We start from the raw sequence: 21045 nt of genomic DNA, 5'->3' as shown, positions 1-21045 counted from the left end.
ATATAAAAAAGTAACTGTATGATTACTCAATACAGTTACCCATCAAATTCTATCATTGGAAATAGACTTTACACAAATAATTTACAGGCTCGGGATATGTATTTTAGAAAGCTTTCTAATCATGATTTTTTTATCCGTGGATTAATCATTTATATAATTGCTCTTTGTTTAATTGCATGGTTGAGTTTTTATATTTTTAGTGTGTTAGATTATCAATATGCGAAAATACTTTCTAAAGTGTTTATTTTAATTGGTTTGGGATATGTTGTTTTTGAATACATCAAGCATAAAGATGAAATAATTAAAAAATTAAATCGATTACATGGATAATCGGTTATTAAGTTTGTAAAATTCAAAGTTAATAAAGAAAATCACTGTAGGGATTAGCTATGGTGATTTTTTGATTTAGTATTTAATTTTTTATTAATTAGATAGAAATCTTTTTTAGTTATTCTCTATTTTATATTTTTAAAAATTGGTCTTAATAATTTTTTGATTTGATTATTGAGGCTTAATGTGATAGTCATATTTTATTTAATAGTAACAAAGTAGTTAATTATGTAGAAATTCTACATGATTAAAACGTAATGTTTTAAGTAGATTAGCTAAAATCATAATTTTATTCGTTCATTTTTGTATAAATTCTACAAAATATATTAATTTTTTTTATTTATTCTTAACTTAATTTTAAATATAAATTAGTAGCATGCTCTTTTTTGTTTTTGATATACTGCGATTGTTCAAAGGAGGAAAGAGAATGAAAACGAACAATTATGTTATTTCACTATTAACTGCAATGATGATTGTTTCACAAAGTCCTGTAGTTATTAATGCAAATAATGTTAAAAATTATCAATATGATTCAATTGGTAATATTGTTAAACAAAACGAATCATTACAAGCAGATATTTTTAATGTTGATTTTAGTGATGGTACAAATGACCTATCACCTTTACAAAATCAATTAGGAAAAACAATTGGCAATCCAAAAATTATTGAAAGTGATGAATTACATAAAAATATTGCTAAATTTGATGGTAGCAGTGCTTATCTTTATCCTTTCAATCAAGAAAAATATCAAAAAATTAATCAAACAGTTACGATGGAATGCATGGTTAAATTTAATAGCATTCCAAGTGGTGAACATGATATTTTTTCAAACCAACAATCTGGGGGAATCGGTTTAGGATTAAATAATGGAAAATTAACTTTTTTTGCTCATGTTGGGGGAAGTTATCGTCAACCGGTTTCTACAGTTAAAGTAGGTCAGTGGTATCATATAGTTGGTGTTATTGATGGTAAAGAGGTTAAATTATATGTAAATGGGCAATTACAAAGTACAGTAACTGCCCCAAGTGCAGGAATAAAATATCCAACATCATCAGGGGCTTGGAACATGGTTTTAGGTGCTGATAGTGATTCAAGTAACGGAGCTCAATCTTATATTAATGCAGATTTAAGTTTTGCAAGAATTTACAGTAGTGCCTTAAGTGATGATGGTATTGCTTATTTAAGTGATAAAGCATTTGCTGGAGCAGATATCGAAGAATTAAAGCCACAAGATATAAATTTAGGTTTAATTGGTAGTGAAGGAATTAGTGAAAATGGACAATGGAACTTAAATATTCATGCTAATGAAGTAAAAGTAGGAAGTATTGATAAAATTGAATATGATTTAGTATATGATAGTGATGCACTTAATTATGAAGGTGTGCAACATAAAATGTCTGGTGTAACGATTTTGGAAGAAGAAAAAGGACGTTTACACATTGTTTCATCTGCTACACTTTCAACAAATGATTTTAATATTTATGCAACAACACGTCTTGGTAAATTAAATTTTACAACAGAAGATGTAACAGATACAAAAACAGTAACTATCAAAACTGAAAATTTTAAAGCTTATGCTCAAGGTAAAGATGTTACCGAAAGTATGACTAATTATCCACAAGCTTCAAAAGACCTTAAAATTTATAGTCAAGAAAAATTTTATTTAAATGGAGATGGGGTTATTGGTGCTGGAGATATTGCTCTTGCAAGTGATGATTTAAAATATGATATTGCTAGTCAAGCTAATATTTATCCATATAAACATGTGGTAATTTTAACTATTGATGGAGCAGGAACTGTTTGGGATCCTGAATATATGTACTATACAACAAGTAATAGCATACTTCCAACTAAACAAAATAGTCCGGAAGTTTTAGCTAAACGCAAAAATGTTTATGCAATGGATCTTTTGAATAAAGAATTTGCAACAAGTTATAGTGCTCAAGCAGTTACGCCATCTATTTCAGCACAAAATTATTCATCAATTTTACATGGAGTACCATGGAAAGATGTTCCTTCTGAATATCAAGTAACTAATGATATTGCAGGTCAAAAATATTATGCTGATTTTAATAAAGAGATAGCTAAATATCCTTCTATTTTTAAAGCAGTAAATAGTGCTTTTCCATCACGTCAAAATGCAGCATTTGCTGAATGGACACAAATTTTAAATGGAATCATTGAACCAGATGCTCAAGTTATATCAAAAGGGTCAGCATCTAAAGAAAGTTTTTATGATGTAGCTAATTATATTAAAACGGATGATTTTAAAAATACAGCTGTTGTTTATATGCAAAGTGACTGGATGGATCATGTTGGACACAGTACAGGATATTATAATGATACATATTGGGCTGAACTAGAACAATATGATGACTATTATAAAGCAGTAGTTGATGCTTTAAAAGAAACTGGAGAATATGATGAAACATTAATTATCACAAATGCTGATCATGGTGGAAATGCGTATAACCATGGTTCTAGTGATCCTTCAAATATGGATATTTTTATTGGTATTGGTGGTCAAACAGTTGATTCTGGTAAAAAACTGACTGGTGGTAATAATGCTGATATTTCACCTATTGCTTTAGATGCACTAAGAATTAATAAACCAACTTCAATGACTGGAGAAGTATTTGATCAAAGTGCATTTTTATCACAGGATGAAATGAGTAAGAAAAATCGTGATATTGAAAATATCAAAATGGAAGTAGCTGGAAAGAGTGCTACATTAACATTAGAGAATCCAAAAAGTGAAACACGTGTAATCGATGCAGTAATTGATTTGAATGGTCAAAATATTACATCAATTAATCCTAATGGTGGAACAATTTTACGTCAAAGTATTGAGGATGACCAATTAAAACTTACAATCAGTTATACAGGACAACCAACAACTTTAGCAACAATTAATTTTGAAAAAGAGTCAAGTACACCAGCAAAATTATCTGAAATTATGTTAGGTGATGAAAGTGGAAATGAAATCTATCCTGATATTGAAAATAATGTAATTGCTTCACTAACAAATAAACAACATTTACAAATTGCTGTTGAATTAGCTAATCAGGTAACAGAAGAACAACTAGATAAAGTAGTACCAGTAGTTGTTGCTGAATTTAAAGCAGCATTACAAGAAGCAAAAGAAATTTTAGAAAACAAAAATGCTTTACAAAGTGATATTGATGCTTCATTTGAACGTCTTGCAAGTGTAATGCAAAAACTTGAATTTTTTAAAGGAAATAAAGATATATTAAAAGCATTTATTAAACAAGTAAGTAGTTTAGAAGAAAATAAATATAGTCAAATATCATGGTTAGAATTTACTAAAGCACTTAATGAAGCTAATACTCTAATAAATAATGAAAATGCTTTACAATATGAGGTAGATGAAGCATATACTAATTTAGTAACGGCCTTTTTAAACTTAAGATTAATTCCTAATAAAGATATGTTACAAAATTTAATTAATCAAGCTAATAACTATATTCAAACAAATTATACAGCTGCTTCATGGAATGTATTTAAAAATGAGTTAGAAAACGCTAAAATAGCTTTAAACAATCATGATGTTAATCAACAAGAAATTGATAATGCAGTAACTGCTTTAACTAATGCTATAGCAAATTTACAAATAATCGATACAAAAGGTAATAAAATAAACAACACTGATATTATATCAAGTGTAAAAACAGGTGATAATAATGCAATAACAATATTTGTAACATTAAGTTTGTTAAGTACAGCTGGATACATTTTCTTAAAGAAAAAAAGAAAATAACTTTATAAAATAGACAAATGGTATTAAAAAAGCTAGCAATTAAATTTCAAATTGTTAGCTTTTTCATATGTGCTAGACATGATATGCATTTAATAGGTGTAGATCTGATTGAATTACTGTTAAATATAATGAACTACAAGTGATATTATGGATGAAAGAAATAATGGCTAGATTTTACGAATCTATGAATAGAAGTTAAAAAAGTAAATCAAGAAATTATAAAATTATTGTTACATTTTGTATTATAAATTTAAAATACGATTAGTATGTACATTTATGATAAAAGTATGAAACTTTTATTCAATAACATGGCTATGCTTTTTATTTTTAACGTTAAAATTATTATATTTAAATAAAACAAAGTACATAGATTTTAAAGAATGATGACAAGTAAAATAATAGGAATATTTTGAATAAAGTGGATTAACACAGAGTGTTTTAGTACAATATAAAAGATTTATATAATTTAAAATAGGAGGAAAATATTTAATGAAGTCAGTTTTACTTATAGGACAATCAAATATGGCAGGACGTGGATTTTTACATGAAGTTACACCTATTTATAATGAAAATATTTTTATGTTAAGAAATGGAAGATGGCAGATGATGGTAGAGCCGATACATTTTGATAGATCGGTTGCTGGAATAGGACCGGCAGCATCATTTGCTCAAGCATGGTGTAATGCAAACAAAAGTGAACAAATTGGATTAATTCCTTGTGCGGAAGGAGGTAGTTCTATTGACGAGTGGAATACTGATGGTATTTTATTCCGTCATGCAATTAGCGAAGCTAAATTTGCTATGGAAAACAGTGAATTGATTGCAATCTTATGGCATCAGGGTGAAAGTGATAGTCATAGTAAAAGATATAAAGATTATTATCAAAAACTCAATGTTATAGTTAATTCATTTAGAAAGGAGCTGAAAGCTCCAGAAATTCCATTTATTATTGGCGGTTTAGGTGATTATTTAGGAAAAACAGGATTTGGAAAAAGCTGTATAGAATATGAATTAGTAAATCAGGAATTGCTTAAATATGCAAAGAATAATAAGAATTGTTATTTTGTAACTGGAGAAAAGTTATATGTAAATCCAGATGGTATTCATATTAATGCTGAGTCACAAAGAAGATTTGGAATAAGATATTTCGAGGCTTATCAAAGGAAATCGAATATATATTATCCATTAGAAGATGAAGTTGAAACAGTAGCAGTATGTTGTAAAAAAGAACATAGTATTGCAGAAAAAAGATATATAGCTTTAGAACAATTTACCTTAGGAAAAATAACTTTGGATGAAGTGATGAAATTTTTAAAATAAAAATGTCAATTTTGTAATTAAATATATTATTTAGATAAATCATACGAAGAGATTAATATATGATAAAACGAATATTTTTATTCTCTAATATGTTTGAAAAAGTTATATTTATAAGATAATCCAGAATTAGATATAAAATTTACTTAAATAAAAAATAAAAATAATAGCACTCAGGTGTTGACAGTGCTAAGGGGTTGTATTAGAATAGTGTTAGCACAAAAAGATAATGAGTGCTAATATAGAATGGAGATGTAAATATGGCTGAAAAAAAACAATTTAAAGCAGAATCAAAAAGATTATTAGATTTAATGATTAATTCTATTTATACACATAAAGAAATTTTCTTGCGTGAATTGATTTCAAATGCAAGTGATGCAAGTGACAAATTATATTATAAAGCATTAACTGAAAACATTTCATCTATCAATCGTGATGATTTAGTTATTGAAATTGGCTATGATAAAGATAATCGTATTTTAACTATTAAAGATCATGGTATTGGAATGGATAAAGATGAATTGGAAACACATTTAGGAACAATTGCTAATAGTGGTTCATTTGAATTTAAAAATGAAAATGATCATGACGACATTGATATTATTGGTCAATTTGGAGTTGGTTTTTATGCTGCTTTCATGGTAGCTAAAAAAGTTGAAGTAATTTCTAAAAAATATGGTAGTGATCAAGGATATACGTGGGTATCTGAAGTTAGTGATGGTTATGAAATTTTTGAAACTAATGTTAGTGATCATGGAACAACAATTAAGTTATATTTAAAAGATAATACTGAAGATGAAAATTATGATGAATATTTAAATCAATATCATCTACGTGATTTAGTTAAAAAGTATTCTGATTATGTTCATTATCCAATTAAAATGGATATGACCGTTTCTAAGAAAAAAGAAGATAGTGATGAATATGAAGATGTTGTTGAAAATCAAACATTGAATTCAATGGTGCCATTATGGAAAAGAAATAAAAAAGATATTACAGATGAAGAATATAATGAATTTTATAAAGATAAATTTAATGATTTCAATGATCCATTAAAAGTAATTCATAGTCGTGTTGAAGGAAGCGTTTCATACGATTCATTATTATTTATCCCATCTAAACCACCAATGAATTATTATTCAAATGAATATGAAAAAGGATTACAATTATATTCACGTGGTGTCTTTATTATGGATAAAGCAAGTGATTTAGTTCCAGAACATTTTAGATTTGTTAAAGGATTGGTTGATTCTGAAGATTTATCATTAAATATTTCAAGAGAAATGTTGCAACATGATCGTCAATTAAAAGTTATTGCTGATAAGATTGAAAAGAAAATTCAATCAGAATTAGAAACAATGCTTAAAAAAGATCGTGAAAAATATGAAGAGTTTTTTAATAGTTTTGGATTACAATTGAAATTTGGAATTTATAATAGTTATGGAATGTTAAAAGAAAAACTTCAAGATTTATTATTGTATTATTCAAGCAAAGAAGAAAAACTTATTACTTTAGCTGAATATCTTGAAAAAATGCCTGAAGAACAAAAAGAAATCTATTTTGCAAGTGGTGAAACTAGAGAAAAAATTGCTACATTACCACAAGTAGAATTAGTTAAAGATAAAGGATATGATGTATTATATTTAACTGATAATGTTGATGAATTCTGCTTCCAAATGATGCGTGATTATAAAGAAAAACCATTCAAGAGTGTGGCACAAGGTGATTTAGATATTGAAAGTGAAGAAGAAAAGAAAGAATTAGAAAAAACTAATGAAGAAAATAAAGATTTGTTGACAGCAATCAAAGATGCTTTAGGTGATAAAGTTGTTGATGTTAAAGTATCTTCACGTTTAAAATCACATCCAGTATGCTTAGTTTCAAGTGAAGGATTATCATTTGAAATGGAAAAAGTATTAAATCAAATGCCTGAAGGTAATGATATTAAAGCAGGTAGAATTTTAGAAATCAATCCTAATCACGATATCTTTAATGCAATGAAAAAAGTATATGAAAATAATAAAGATAAAATTGGAGATTATGCTAGTATCTTATATGATCAAGCATTATTGATTGAAGGATTCTCAATTGAAAATCCAGTAGAATTCTCTAATAAAATCTGTGATTTAATGATTGAATTAAATAAATAAGGGCTTTTATTAGCCCTTTTATGCTATAATGTTTTTATGAAAGAAGGGATAAGATGGAATTAGATACAGTAATAAAAAAACGTAGAAGTATTAGAAAATATAGAAATCAAACAGTAGATAAGAAATTAATTAAACAAATAATTGAAGCCGGAATTGAAGCTCCATCATGGAAAAATAGTCAAACTGCACGTTATCATATAGTTAATTCTAAAGAAGCTTTAGATGCTTTTAAAAATAATTGTTTACCACTATTTAATCAAGAAAATTGTAAAGATGCACCGGTATTGATTGTAACAACATTTATAAAAAATCGTTCAGGTTTTGAACGAGATGGAACTGCTAGTAATGAATTAGCTAACGGTTGGGGATGTTATGATCTTGGTTTACATAATCAAAATATGATTTTAAAAGCGACTGAATTAGGTTTAAGTACTTTAATTATGGGAATTCGTGATGAAAATAAAATTAGAGAAATGTTAAATATTCCTGTAGAAGAAACAATAGTATCAGTAATTGCTTTGGGGTATAAAGATATTGAAGTTGATCGTCCAAAACGAAAAAGTGTTGATGATATTTGTAAGTTTTATTAAGATAGGTATTTTTTCGTTGTTAAAAAATGATTATCTATGTTACATAAAAATAAATAACTATTATATAGCTGTTGAATAATATTAGCAGCTTTTTTATTTTAGTAAGTAATTTTAAATTAATTGTTAAAATAAAAAAAGAAAAATGATCACTAAAAAAGTATATGATAATGAGGTGATCAAATTGATTAAACGAATAGATAAAATCTATGATTTTAAAAATGATTTCATGTTCAAACACTCTCTTGGCAATGACCAAGATCCTGGTTCCTTTTATTTGCTTAAACTCTTTATTGAAGGTATTTTAAATATTAACTGTAAATCAATTATGATCTTAAATCCTGATCTTGTCGTTGAAAATATTGAAGATAAAGATATGCTTTTAGATATTAGAGTACAAACAAATACTGGTGATTATGTTAATATCGAAATGCAGTATTCTGCATTTTCTAAAAATCAGTATCAAAGATTTCAGATATATGGAGCATCATTATTGTCAAGACAGGAAAAAGAAGGAGATGACTATCAAAAAAATATCAATCATGTATATCAGATAATCTTTATCGATGATATCGATAAAGCAAACTTAAAACTGATGCTAGAATAAAAACTGTACCAGTTAAATGGAAGAACTAGCTAGTATATGATACAATGTCATAAGCTTAAATCAAAAATAGAAAAGGGGTATATGATGATGACTAAACCAACATTTACAGATGAATTTAAACAGGGAGTTGTTCAATATGTTTTAGAACATCCTGATGAATCTAAAGTAGCTATAGCTAAACAGTTTGGTATTGCTGATAGCACTGTTCATAAATGGCTTAAAGATGCCAGTAGTAATGACGGCGTAATTAATTCAAGAGGAAGCGGTAATTATTCAAGTGACGAAGCTAAAGAAATTGCCAGATTAAAAAAAGAACTGAAAGATACACAGGATGCTTTAGAAGTCCTAAAAAAGGCTATTGGCATACTGGGCAATTAACTAAGCAGGATCTTTATAAAAGGATAAAAGAAAAATCTAAAAAAGATAAACAGACTTCAGTTACCGGTATGCTAAAAAAATTACAACTGAGTAAATCAGGATATTATGAATATTTGAAAAGAAAACCATGTAAACAAAAAATCAGAAAAGCTAGAATCACAGAAAGAATCAAGAAAATCTATAAGGATTCAAAAGAAATATATGGAGCTCCTAAAATAACTGAAATACTAAAAAAAGAGGGAGAAAAAATAAGTGAAAAATATGTAGGAAACATAATGAGGGAAAACAATATTAAAGCTCATTATATCAAACCATATACAATAACAACAAAAGACTGTGATTTTTCAAATAAACTAAAAAATATTCTAAACCGAGATTTTAATCCAAAAGCACCAAATCAGGCATGGTGTACTGATATAACATATATCTGGACAGCAGATGAAGGATTTGTATATTTAACCAGTATAATGGATCTCTATTCAAGAAAAATAATAGCATGGACATTAAGCAAAACATTAGAAGTAGATGAAGTATTAAAATGTCTGGAAACAGCTAAAAAAAGAAGAAAAAGCGCAAAACCAATAGTAATCCATGCAGATCGCGGAGTGCACTATACATCGAAGAAATACAAAAGATTAACTAAGCAGATGAAAAGAAGCTATTCACAAAAAGGAACACCGTGGGATAATGCGTGTATAGAATCATATCATGCATTGATAAAAAGGGAATGGCTGAACAGATTTAAGATTATAAATTATAATCATGCATATAAGCTGGTATTTGAATACATAGAAGGATTTTATAATACAATAAGAGTACATTCACATTGTGATTATAAATCACCTAATGAATATGAGCATGATTATTTAATTAGTATCAATTAATTAAATTTCTTACATTTATGTGGTCCGAAATCTTGACATAGTACCAAACTGTATGATCGCTATGAAAGCAGAAATGAAGAAGGAAAGCTTGAAAAATATAATCTACTAACCAGAGTATATGTACAAATGCCCTATATCAATCTAATCAAGAAACAGAAAAAACTAGAAGAATTCAGTGAAATAGAAAAGGGGATATACATATTTTAAAACGGAATAACAGATGATATAATTAGGTTAAAGGAAGATAACAAGGTGGTAGAGATCATGAAAGAAAAGATAGAGAGATTCAACCAAGATGAGCAGTTAAGAGACATGGCATATAAAAGGAGCTTAAATCGCTGGGCGAATGAACGAGATAAACAGGACATGTATGAAAAAGGAAAAGAAGAAGGAATTGAAGAGGGAATAAAACAAGGAATCATAGAAAAAAGTAAAGAAAAGACAAAACAATTATTTAATAAATATTATCCTAAAGAAGATGACAGTATTTTAGAGAATTTAAATAATGAACAATATGATAAGATATTTGAAATGATCTTAGATAACCGAGGTATTAATGAAATTAAGAAATTTTTAAAATAATGGATAAAGATTAAATTAAAAACTATCATTTGATAGTTTTTAAAGTTATAAAAAGATAATAAAATGATTATATGTATTTTTTGTTGTTTTTGAATAAAAATGATATGATTATATAAATTTCAAAATAAGATTTATAAAAAGGGGATAAAATAATGTGTTTAACTTTTAGATATGCAAAAGAAAGTGATTGTAAATTAATTTTACAATTTATCAAAGATCTTGCTTCTTATGAAAAAATGTTAGATGAAGTAATTGCTACAGAAGAATTATTACATGAATGGATTTTTGAAAAGAAAAAAGCAGAAGTAATTTTTGCTTGTGAAAATGAAAAAGAAATTGGGTTTGCTTTATTTTTTCATAATTTTTCAACTTTTCTTGGAAAAGCAGGTATTTATTTAGAAGATTTATATGTAATACCAGAATATCGTGGTAAGGGATATGGTAAAGTAATTCTAAAAAAACTAGCACAAATTGCAGTTGATAGAGGCTGTGGAAGATTAGAGTGGTGGTGTTTAGATTGGAATCAGCCGAGTATAGATTTTTATTTATCGTTAAATGCTAAACCGATGAAAGATTGGACTGTTTATCGTCTTGCTGGAAAAACTTTAGAAGATTTAGCTAAAAAATAAAATGATTATACAATAATTTATATTTTAAGTGGTTAGTTTATGTGACTGATCACTTTTTATAGTTAAAGTAAAATAAATATATGTAAATAATTTTTATCATATTACTTGTAAAAAAAATAAAGTTGGGTTACACTATATTCGTACCCCCTAGGGTAGGGGTTAGGAGGGAGTTATGAAACAAAAATATAGTGTAAAAGGTATGACATGTTCGGCATGTGAAAATCATGTGCATAACAGTGTTTGTAAATTACCTGGTGTAAATAATGTCGAAGTTAATTTGTTGACAAATTCGATGAATGTTGAATTTGATGAAAATCAAGTTAATGATGCAATGATTATTAAAGCTGTTAGTGATGGTGGTTATCAGGCTAATGTATTTTCAGATAGTTTGGTATATGACGATGATTTAAGTAAGTTAAAGAAAAAATTGATTTATTGTTTTATTGCTTTGTTTTTATTGATGTATGTATCAATGTCAACAATGTTTAACTATCCGATTTTTTCGATTATTAGAGAAAATAGTTATGTAAACATAAGTTTACAGATAATTTTTCTAATTCCTATTTTAATATTGAAAAGAGATTATTTTATTAATGGATTTAAAAATTTAATTCATTTTGATCCAACTATGGATTCATTGATTGCTCTTGGTGCTGGAGCAGCAATTATTTATAGTATTTATTCATTGGTTTTAACAATCAATGGGATGATGATGGTAGGACATCTTGTTCATAATGTATATTTTGAATCAGCAGGGATGATTGTTACATTAATTAGTTTTGGTAAATATTTAGAAGCTAAATCTAAAAAGAAAACAACTGATGCAATAAGTAAGTTATTACAATTAGCACCTGATGTTGCTTGTCGAATTAATGATGGTAAAGAAGAATTTGTTAAGATTTCTGAATTGAAAATTGATGATAAAGTTTTGGTTAAAGCTAATGAAACGATTCCAGTTGATGGTAAAATTATTCAAGGAGTCAGTTCGGTTGATGAATCGATGATTACTGGTGAAAGTTTACCAGTAGAAAAAGAAGTTGGTAATTTGGTTATTGGTGGAACAAATAACTTGCAGGGAAGTTTTGTTTATCAAGTAACTAAAACAGTTGAAGATAGTACTTTAGCAAAAATAATTGAATTAGTCGAAGAAGCATCTAGTTCAAAAGCACCAATGACAAGAACAATCGATAAAGTAGTTAAATATTTTGTTCCAACTGTTATTATCATTGCTTTAATTACTTTTATTTATTGGTTAGCAACTGGAAATGATTTGAATTTTGCTGTTACTAGTGCTATTGCTGTATTGGTTATTTCATGTCCCTGTGCTCTAGGTTTAGCGACACCCGTTGCGATAATGGTTTCTACTGGAGTTGGAGCAACAAATGGAATACTAATTAAAAGTGCAAGTGTTTTAGAAAATGAAAATAGTATTGATGTTGTTGTATTTGATAAAACTGGAACCCTTACCCAAGGGAAGGCCAAAGTAAGTGATATTTATAGTGATAGTTTAAGTGAGATGGAAGTTATTAGAATCATTGCTTCATTAGAAAAAGGGTCAAGTCATGTTTTGGCAGAAGCATTTGGTTTAAAAGCACAAGAACTTAATTTAAAGTTAGAAGATGCAAGTGAATTTGAATCATTAAGTGGATTAGGAATTAAAGGTAAACTTGATGGTAAAGAATATTTAGTAGGTAATCTTCGCATGATGAAAGAAAAAGGAATTGATATAACTAAATATCAAAATCAAATTGATGATTATGTTGCTAGAGGAAAAACATTAGTCTTTTTAGCTAATGAAAACAAATTAGTTGGTTTAGTAAGTATTTTTGATGAAATTAAAGAAACTAGTAAACAAGCAATTAAACGTTTAAGAAAAATGAATATTAAAACAGTTATGCTTACAGGAGATTTAAAGGTTACAGCTAATGCAATTAACCAGCAATTAGGGTTAGATGAGGTTATTGCTGAAGTTCTACCGCAAGATAAAGAAAATGTTATAAAAAATTTACAGATGCAAGGCAATAGTGTTATGATGGTAGGAGATGGTATTAATGATGCACCAGCACTAGTACGTAGTGATGTTGGGGTTGCAATTGGAAAAGGAAATGATATTGCTATCGATGCCGCTGATGTGATTTTGATGAAAGATGATATGCGTGATATCGTTTCTTCAATTGAGTTATCTAAAAAGACAATTCTTAATATTAAAGAAAATCTTTTTTGGGCATTTATATATAATGTAATTGGAATCCCGATTGCAGCTGGTGTATTTTATCATGCGTTTGGACTTAGATTAGATGCTATGGTTGGGTCTTTATGTATGTCTTTATCATCAGTATGTGTTGTTAGTAATGCTCTTAGATTAAAGAGATTTAAACCATATTATCAAAAGGAGAATAAGAAAATGAAAAAAGAAATTGAAATTGATGGAATGATGTGTCAAATGTGTAAAAAACATGTAGAAGAAGCTTTAAATAATTTAGCTGATACAACTGCAACAGTTAATCTTGAAGCTAAAAATGCAATTGTTGAAACAAATCAAGATGATACTATTTTAAAAAGTGTAATTGAAAAAGCAGGTTATAAAGTAGTAGGAATTAAAAATGTCTAATGAAAAAGTACTCCTTCGTTTAAAAACAGCTCGTGGACAAATTGATGCAGTAATAAAAATGATTGAAGATGAACGATATTGTATTGATATTTCAAATCAGTTATTAGCAATTCAATCATTGATAAAAAATGCAAATAATGAAGTTTTATCTAATCATTTAAATCATTGTGTTAAACATGCAATCAATGAACATGATGCTGATAAAAAAATTGACGAAGTAATAAAATTATTAACAAAATTATAAAAAAGCTCCTAGTGAGCTTTTTTAATTTACTAAATTTTTATAACGATCATTTTCTTGTAAATCAAAATTAGTTTGAATTACGATAAGTCTATTTTCATCAACAAAAATCATCCCATCATAAACATCACTACCAGCAAGTAAATAACCATTGCTAATTTCTTTTTTATCTTGATAATAATTAACACTTAAGTAATTTTCTAAATAATTTTGAGCTTTATGTTTAGATGAAAAATAATAATAATTGATCTTTAGGCTTTGGTCACTGTTTGTTTCAAAATAACTATATGATTTATCAATCAATAAACTCGATGATTTTACACATTCTTTATTAGATTTTTGATTATAACCAAAATCTTTTAATGTAAACATATTATCACTAATATCAACATATTGTCGTGATGATGAATCTAAAACAAAGCCACTAATTGTGATAATAAAAAAGAAAATAAATAACCAATTTGAAATTATAAATAAATATTCATTCTTTTTATTATAACTAGGTAGCTTTTTTTTAATTAAAGCATTTTTTATTTTCTCAGTTTGAATATAATTAGTTAAAAAACGAACAATTAAGCTAATACATAAAAATAATGGAGCAAAATGGATTAAAATTGAACCATTAGTAACAAATTCATCAGGACTATTATTAAAAAATATTGAAGGAATCAATGAAAAAGATAATAATAAACTAATTGATACAAGTAAAATATTTAATAAAGTTCGATTCTTTTTAAAATAATTTAATAATAACTCGCGATTAGTTTCTTTAATCTTTATATCCTTATCTGCTTTAAATACAAAAATCTTGCGAGATTTACCAATAAATTCATATCCATGTTCAACATATTCAAGCAACCACTTATCTCTTTGTTCACGATTAGATGCCTGTTTATTTTTATCCGGTACAAAGATATCTGTTTTATAATATTGGCGTTTATTATCGTGTTTAAAAATAGTAAACATGTCTACATTTTTACAATTATATCCTTGTTTAGATAATTCATTTAATTTAGCTTCTAATAATTTATAATTACTAGGATCATAATTTGTTAATTTAAATTTCATAAGTAACTCCTTTTCTATAGTATAGATTATCATTTTTTTAACTATTAATAAAGAAAATACTTATAAAACTAATTTTATTTACGTAAAATTTTATCCATTGCTTTTCCTTTAGCTAATTCATCAATTAATTTATCTAAATAACGAATTTCTTTCATTAATGGTTCATCGATATCTTCTATTTTTACATTACATATTTTATCTTTGATCAAATGGCGTTTTTCATTTTTTTGTGGAGCTTCATTGAAAAAAGTTGCATAATCAATATCACTTTCAAGCATTGTTTCAATCTGTTTTTCATTATAACCAGTTAACCAATTAATAATTGTATCTACTTCTTGTTTAGTACGTCCTTTTTTTACTGCTTTATTAACGAGAAGGGGATATATTTTAGAAAATTTCATTTTATATATTTTATCACTGCTCATAGTTAATCCTCCTTAAATATATTTACTTGCTTCTTTAATGCTCAATTTATCTAATTTATCTTGGTATTCTTCAATAAAACACTTGACCCATTTACTATTAGTTTTAGAATAATCTCTTAAACTCCAGCCAATTGCCTTATTAATAAAAAATTCATCACTACCTAAATTATTAATAATAATTTGCTTTAATAGTTCTTTATCTGTTTTATCTTTTCTAGTAAGTTGATGATCAATAGCGATTCTTCTAAGCCAAAAGTCATCATCAACTGACCATTTCAACATTAAATCATTTACTCTTTTATCATTTAATCCAATATCACCGATTATTTGATCAAAACAATCTATTGTATCCCACCATTGTTTACTTTTAACATATTTTTCAATTTTAAAAATATCATCATAACTTAAATACTTTTTAAAAGCTCTTAAATAATCACAAACTAGATATTGAAATTCACGATATTTATCTTGATAACATAAATCAAGAAAATGCCAATCAATTGATTTATTTTTCTTTTCGTCTTTTAAAAATTGTTGATATAACTTTTTTCTATCTGGCGCATTTAATCCATAAAAAGCAAATTTATTTTTCATATACTTAGCCATTGATTTAGCTTTTTCTTTGTTTTTGTTTTCAATGAATATATTTTTAATCAATAAATACTTATCCATTAAACCAACTCCTTTAATAATTATATTGTAGCATTAAAGTAAAAGATTAGAAATATTAAAGTAACTTTGTATTTTAAATACCATTTTACTATAAAAAAGTAATAATATGTGTTATTATGTATTGGCATGAAAGGGGAGTGTATATGAGTAGTAGATCAAAAAAGTTTTTATCATATTATCGACCATATTTAAAACTATTTTTGGCAGATATGTTTTGTGCAATGATAGCAGCTGGAATATCTTTAGTATTTCCAATAATTATTCGTTATATTACGGGTACGGTATTAGTTGATAATAATTTTGAAATCAGCTTAATTTATAAATTAGGTGTATTGATGATTGTACTAGTAGTGATTGAATATTTGTGTAATTATTTTGTTGCATACAAAGGTCATGTAATGGGTGTATACATGGAACGTGATCTTAGAAATGAATTATTTCAACATTATCAAAAATTGTCTTTTAGTTTTTATGATGAAGAAAAAACAGGACAATTGATGTCTAGACTTACAAATGATTTATTTTCACTTACAGAATTATATCATCATGGACCTGAAGATATTGTTATTTCATTTATTAAATTTTTTGGGGCGTTTGTAATTCTTGCAAATATTAATTTGCAGTTAACTTTAATTATTTTTGCTTTTATTCCAATAATGGGTGCGTTTATTTATTATTATAATCGTAAGATGAAAAAAGCATTTAAAGCAAATCGTCGTCGAGTTGGAGATATTAATGCGCGCATTGAGGATAATTTATCAGGAATAAGGGTTGTAAAAAGTTTTGCGAATGAAAATTATGAAAATAATAAATTTAATGATGAAAATAATCGTTATGTAAATAGTAAAAGTAACAGTTATTTTTATATGGGTAAATTTCATTCTGGATTAGGTGCGTTTACAAGTATGATTACTGTTGCTGCGGCTATTTTTGGATCAATTTTTATTTCTAAAGATGTTATTGTTACTGCAGATTTAGTTGCTTTTTTATTGTATATTAATAATTTAATAGAACCGGTTAAAAAGTTTATTAACTTTACAGAACAGTTTCAAGAGGGAATAACTGGTTTTGAAAGATTTATGGAAGTATTGGAAATTGAACCGGATATTGTTGATAGTAAAAATGCAATTGATTTAAAAGATGTTAAAGGTGCAATTGAATATTGTAATGTTGGATTTAAATATAATAAGACTAATGATTATGTTTTAAAAGATATTAATTTAAAAATAAAGCCTGGTGAATATGTTGCTTTGGTAGGAACTTCTGGTGCTGGAAAGACAACTATATGTTCATTATTGCCGAGATTTTATGAAGTTAGTGAAGGAAAGATTTTAATTGATGGACATAATATTAAGGATATTAAATTAAATTCATTACGACAAAATATTGGAATTGTACAACAAGATGTATATTTATTTGCGGGAACTATTTTAGATAATATTCGTTATGGTCGTTTTGATGCGACAGATGAAGAAGTAATTGAAGCTGCTAAAAAAGCAAATGCGCATGATTTTATTATGGAATTACCTGATGGTTATAATACTGATTGTGGACAACGTGGAGTAAAATTATCGGGTGGACAAAAACAACGTTTAAGTATTGCACGAGTATTTTTAAAAAATCCACCAATTCTTATTTTTGATGAAGCAACAAGTGCTTTAGATAATGAAAGTGAACGTATTGTTCAAGAATCATTAGAATCATTAGCTAAAAATCGTACTACTTTGGTAATTGCACATCGTTTATCAACGATTCAAAATGCCCAAAGAATCTGTGTTTTATCAAATGAAGGAATTGTTGAAGAAGGTACTCATGAAGAGTTATTAAAGAAAAATGGCCAATATGCTAGTTTTTATTATATTGGAAAAAATATATAACAAATATAAAACAGCTAATCACTGACGATTAGCTGTTTTATTAGTGTGCCACGCATGACATAAGACTAGGTGGTGAAAGTCCACTGTGGGGGTTTCGTACTACCAACCACTAGCCGAAGACAAGGTATCCATCGTAAGGTGTGAACGGGAGGAAGTTGGAGGCAAAGTCCTGACCCAAGGAATACGAACTATTTTAGGCAGAAGCTTATCGGATGAGATTGCTAAACAAATCGAAGTCCAATAGTACGACGGAATAAGCAGTGTAAAGATAGTGGGTACATAGGATGAAAGTGTTATGTCTTACCGTGGGAGGTCCTAGGAACATGATGAAAATGTAATCATGGTGGAAACGTTTGTCCTAGGAAGTCAGCCGAGGTCATAGTAGTGATGATGATAACTGTAATGGTTATCTAGCGAAGGACCGAACATAAGGAGGTGAACTGGAAATGAAAGATACTCAAGATAAAATAGGATACTGTCAACTATCATTAGGCTTACTCTATGAAGATAGTACGGAATACGACAATAGTGGAGAAGTGTATCCTACATCAAAACAAGAGATATCACATACGAAGAACACCAATAGATTTGTAGTACATGAGAAGTTACTTGAAACAATTATGGAGGATGCCAATATAGAAAAGGCAATCCAAAGGGTTATGAGTAATAAGGAAGTGGTGGTGTAGATAAAATGCAAGTCGCAGAAGTTCGTACGCATTTCGCACAACACTGGTCTTATCTAAAGAAACTTATCATGGAGGGACATTATAGTCCACAAGCCGTTAAAAGAGTAGAAATACCAAAAGATAACGGAAAGAAAAGAGAGTTAGGAATTCCAACAGTGACGGATAGGGTCATACAACAGGCGATAGTACAGGTACTGACACCAATATTTGAACCCCAATTCAGTGACAATAGTTATGGGTTCCGACCAAGAAGAAATGCCCATCAAGCAGTAAGAAAAGTAGTCGAATACGCCAATGAAGGATATCGATATACAGTAGACCTAGATTTAGAGAAGTACTTTGATACAGTCAACCATTCAAGACTTATACAGATATTGTCACAAACTATTAAAGACGGAAGTGGTACTATGTCAAGATTTCGGACCACATAAATGTAAGAAATTTAATTAATTGATACTAATTAAATAATCATGCTCATATTCATTAGGTGATTTATAATCACAATGTGAATGTACTCTTATTGTATTATAAAATCCTTCTATGTATTCAAATACCAGCTTATATGCATGATTATAATTTATAATCTTAAATCTGTTCAGCCATTCCCTTTTTATCAATGCATGATATGATTCTATACACGCATTATCCCACGGTGTTCCTTTTGTGAATAGCTTCTTTTCATCTGCTTAGTTAATCTTTTGTATTTCTTCGATGTATAGTGCACTCCGCGATCTGCATGGATTACTATTGGTTTTGCGCTTTTTCTTCTTTTTTAGCTGTTTCCAGACATTTTAATACTTCATCTACTTCTAATGTTTTGCTTAATGTCCATGCTATTATTTTTCTTGAATAGAGATCCATTATACTGGTTAAATATACAAATCCTTCATCTGCTGTCCAGATATATGTTATATCAGTACACCATGCCTGATTTGGTGCTTTTGGATTAAAATCTCGGTTTAGAATATTTTTTAGTTTATTTGAAAAATCACAGTCTTTTGTTGTTATTGTATATGGTTTGATATAATGAGCTTTAATATTGTTTTCCCTCATTATGTTTCCTACATATTTTTCACTTATTTTTTCTCCCTCTTTTTTTAGTATTTCAGTTATTTTAGGAGCTCCATATATTTCTTTTGAATCCTTATAGATTTTCTTGATTCTTTCTGTGATTCTAGCTTTTCTGATTTTTTGTTTACATGGTTTTCTTTTCAAATATTCATAATATCCTGATTTACTCAGTTGTAATTTTTTTAGCATACCGGTAACTGAAGTCTGTTTATCTTTTTTAGATTTTTCTTTTATCCTTTTATAAAGATCCTGCTTAGTTAATTGCCCAGTATGCCAATAGCCTTTTTTAGGACTTCTAAAGCATCCTGTGTATCTTTCAGTTCTTTTTTAATCTGGCAATTTCTTTAGCTTCATCACTTGAATAATTACCGCTTCCTCTTGAATTAATTACGCCGTCATTACTACTGGCATCTTTAAGCCATTTATGAACAGTGCTATCAGCAATACCAAACTGTTTAGCTATAGCTACTTTAGATTCATCAGGATGTTCTAAAACATATTGAACAACTCCTGTTTAAATTCATCTGTAAATGTTGGTTTAGTCATCATCATATACCCCTTTTCTATTTTTGATTTAAGCTTATGACATTGTATCATATACTAGCTAGTTCTTCCATTTAACTGGTACAGTTTTTATTCTAGCATCAAAGAGTTATATCACTCATACATAAATATCTCAATGCAGGAGTCATAGTAAAACATAAGTTTGAAGAAACTACAAAAGGAGTACCCCAAGGTGGGCCACTCAGCCCATTATTATCAAATATATATCTTAATGAATTTGATAAAGAAATGGAAAAGAAGAGGAAATCGATTTGTAAGGTACGCAGATGACTGTGTCATACTATTCAAAAGTAAAAGAAGTGCAATGAGAGTCAAAGAAACAGTGACAAGATATTTAGAAGAGAAATTATTTGTAAAAGTGAACCAAGAGAAGACAAAGGTAGCCTATATTACTGATATAAAATTCTTGGGCTTTGGATTTTATATAGAGAAGAGTGGTAATGTACGAATCACTGTTCACAAGAAATCTAAAGAAAAGATGAAAAAGAGAATAAAGGAAATCACCAAAAGGAACCGACCAATATCAAGTAAGGAATTAGCTAAAGAGTTAAAGAATACATTACAGGTTGGGTGAATTACTATAGGATA

The 21045-nt window shown here is 27.9% G+C and carries 21 protein-coding genes and 2 pseudogenes; 17 read left to right on the top strand and 6 right to left on the bottom strand.

Annotation, left to right across the window (positions count from 1 at the left end):
• Positions 1 to 96 precede the first annotated feature (96 nt).
• From NQ543_RS06625 to NQ543_RS06570, 12 genes are all read left to right on the top strand, one after another.
• On the top strand, positions 97 to 330 hold the full coding sequence (locus NQ543_RS06625) for a hypothetical protein (protein WP_039903748.1): 234 nt from the start codon (positions 97 to 99) through the stop codon (positions 328 to 330).
• A 427-nt stretch (positions 331 to 757) separates the two neighbouring features.
• Positions 758 to 4108, top strand: a complete 3351-nt coding sequence (locus NQ543_RS06620; RefSeq protein ID WP_050752800.1) for a LamG-like jellyroll fold domain-containing protein — start codon at positions 758 to 760, stop codon at positions 4106 to 4108.
• Positions 4109 to 4597: 489 nt separating this feature from the next.
• Entirely contained in the window at positions 4598 to 5428 is an 831-nt protein-coding gene (locus tag NQ543_RS06615; RefSeq protein WP_004609198.1) for a sialate O-acetylesterase, read from the top strand.
• 257 nt (positions 5429 to 5685) lie between these two features.
• Entirely contained in the window at positions 5686 to 7575 is a 1890-nt protein-coding gene (gene htpG, locus NQ543_RS06610) for a molecular chaperone HtpG (protein ID WP_004609197.1), read from the top strand.
• A 53-nt stretch (positions 7576 to 7628) separates the two neighbouring features.
• Positions 7629 to 8165: a nitroreductase family protein gene (locus tag NQ543_RS06605; RefSeq protein ID WP_004609196.1), complete on the top strand. Its 537-nt coding sequence runs from the start codon at positions 7629 to 7631 to the stop codon at positions 8163 to 8165.
• A gap of 181 nt (positions 8166 to 8346) precedes the next feature.
• Entirely contained in the window at positions 8347 to 8769 is a 423-nt protein-coding gene (locus NQ543_RS06600) for a PD-(D/E)XK nuclease family transposase (RefSeq protein ID WP_039903745.1), read from the top strand.
• A gap of 36 nt (positions 8770 to 8805) precedes the next feature.
• On the top strand, positions 8806 to 9147 hold the full coding sequence (locus tag NQ543_RS06595; RefSeq protein ID WP_004609083.1) for a transposase: 342 nt from the start codon (positions 8806 to 8808) through the stop codon (positions 9145 to 9147).
• A complete protein-coding gene (locus NQ543_RS06590; protein WP_333790947.1) occupies positions 9072 to 10031 on the top strand; it encodes an IS3 family transposase in 960 nt (319 codons plus the stop codon). Before NQ543_RS06595 ends, NQ543_RS06590 begins: the two co-directional genes overlap by 76 nt.
• Before the next feature lie 264 nt (positions 10032 to 10295).
• Entirely contained in the window at positions 10296 to 10613 is a 318-nt protein-coding gene (locus tag NQ543_RS06585; RefSeq protein ID WP_004609194.1) for a hypothetical protein, read from the top strand.
• Positions 10614 to 10765: 152 nt separating this feature from the next.
• Positions 10766 to 11242 carry a GNAT family N-acetyltransferase gene (locus NQ543_RS06580; RefSeq protein ID WP_004609193.1) on the top strand — a complete coding sequence of 159 codons (477 nt, stop codon included), beginning with the start codon at positions 10766 to 10768 and terminating at the stop codon, positions 11240 to 11242.
• A gap of 172 nt (positions 11243 to 11414) precedes the next feature.
• Positions 11415 to 13853 (top strand): heavy metal translocating P-type ATPase, encoded by a 2439-nt coding sequence (locus tag NQ543_RS06575; protein WP_004609192.1) that lies wholly within the window; start codon positions 11415 to 11417, stop codon positions 13851 to 13853.
• The gene (locus tag NQ543_RS06570; protein ID WP_004609191.1) at positions 13846 to 14097 is read left to right on the top strand and encodes a metal-sensing transcriptional repressor; all 252 of its coding nucleotides are present in this window, start codon (positions 13846 to 13848) and stop codon (positions 14095 to 14097) included. The genes NQ543_RS06575 and NQ543_RS06570 overlap by 8 nt, the downstream gene beginning before the upstream one ends.
• A gap of 21 nt (positions 14098 to 14118) precedes the next feature.
• On the opposite strand, the gene NQ543_RS06565 is transcribed toward NQ543_RS06570, so the two are convergent.
• The 3 genes from NQ543_RS06565 to NQ543_RS06555 form a co-directional block, all read right to left on the bottom strand.
• A complete protein-coding gene (locus NQ543_RS06565; RefSeq protein ID WP_039903744.1) occupies positions 14119 to 15162 on the bottom strand; it encodes a DUF2812 domain-containing protein in 1044 nt (347 codons plus the stop codon).
• Positions 15163 to 15236: 74 nt separating this feature from the next.
• On the bottom strand, positions 15237 to 15587 hold the full coding sequence (locus NQ543_RS06560) for a DUF2200 domain-containing protein (RefSeq protein WP_004609189.1): 351 nt from the start codon (positions 15585 to 15587) through the stop codon (positions 15237 to 15239).
• Positions 15588 to 15599: 12 nt separating this feature from the next.
• The gene (locus NQ543_RS06555) at positions 15600 to 16259 is read right to left on the bottom strand and encodes a DNA alkylation repair protein (RefSeq protein ID WP_004609188.1); all 660 of its coding nucleotides are present in this window, start codon (positions 16257 to 16259) and stop codon (positions 15600 to 15602) included.
• Between the two features lie 143 nt (positions 16260 to 16402).
• On the opposite strand from NQ543_RS06555, the gene NQ543_RS06550 reads away from it, so the two are divergent.
• From NQ543_RS06550 to NQ543_RS06540, 3 genes are all read left to right on the top strand, one after another.
• A complete protein-coding gene (locus NQ543_RS06550) occupies positions 16403 to 18136 on the top strand; it encodes an ABC transporter ATP-binding protein (protein ID WP_039903743.1) in 1734 nt (577 codons plus the stop codon).
• A gap of 446 nt (positions 18137 to 18582) precedes the next feature.
• Positions 18583 to 18822, top strand: a complete 240-nt coding sequence (locus tag NQ543_RS06545; RefSeq protein ID WP_259935258.1) for a hypothetical protein — start codon at positions 18583 to 18585, stop codon at positions 18820 to 18822.
• A gap of 5 nt (positions 18823 to 18827) precedes the next feature.
• A complete protein-coding gene (locus tag NQ543_RS06540; protein ID WP_259935257.1) occupies positions 18828 to 19253 on the top strand; it encodes a reverse transcriptase domain-containing protein in 426 nt (141 codons plus the stop codon).
• Positions 19254 to 19268: 15 nt separating this feature from the next.
• On the opposite strand, the pseudogene NQ543_RS12120 reads toward NQ543_RS06540, so the two are convergent.
• The 3 genes and pseudogenes from NQ543_RS12120 to NQ543_RS12115 form a co-directional block, all read right to left on the bottom strand.
• Positions 19269 to 19478 (bottom strand): annotated as a pseudogene (locus NQ543_RS12120) (integrase core domain-containing protein); the annotation flags it as partial.
• A gap of 88 nt (positions 19479 to 19566) precedes the next feature.
• The gene (locus NQ543_RS06535) at positions 19567 to 20127 is read right to left on the bottom strand and encodes an IS3 family transposase (RefSeq protein ID WP_259935739.1); all 561 of its coding nucleotides are present in this window, start codon (positions 20125 to 20127) and stop codon (positions 19567 to 19569) included.
• Positions 20128 to 20209: 82 nt separating this feature from the next.
• A pseudogene (locus NQ543_RS12115) lies at positions 20210 to 20359 on the bottom strand (hypothetical protein); the annotation flags it as partial.
• A 188-nt stretch (positions 20360 to 20547) separates the two neighbouring features.
• Here NQ543_RS12115 and NQ543_RS06530 point away from each other — a divergent pair.
• Both NQ543_RS06530 and NQ543_RS06525 read left to right on the top strand, forming a co-directional pair.
• Entirely contained in the window at positions 20548 to 20727 is a 180-nt protein-coding gene (locus NQ543_RS06530) for a reverse transcriptase domain-containing protein (RefSeq protein WP_336254210.1), read from the top strand.
• Positions 20669 to 21031 (top strand): reverse transcriptase domain-containing protein, encoded by a 363-nt coding sequence (locus NQ543_RS06525; protein ID WP_259935256.1) that lies wholly within the window; start codon positions 20669 to 20671, stop codon positions 21029 to 21031. The genes NQ543_RS06530 and NQ543_RS06525 overlap by 59 nt, the downstream gene beginning before the upstream one ends.
• Positions 21032 to 21045 lie beyond the last annotated feature (14 nt).

Origin of the sequence: Thomasclavelia spiroformis DSM 1552 (genome assembly GCF_025149465.1) — a bacterium.
Classification (GTDB): Bacteria; Bacillota_I; Bacilli_A; order Erysipelotrichales; family Coprobacillaceae; genus Thomasclavelia; species Thomasclavelia spiroformis.
This window is presented reverse-complemented; position numbering and strand designations above follow the sequence as displayed.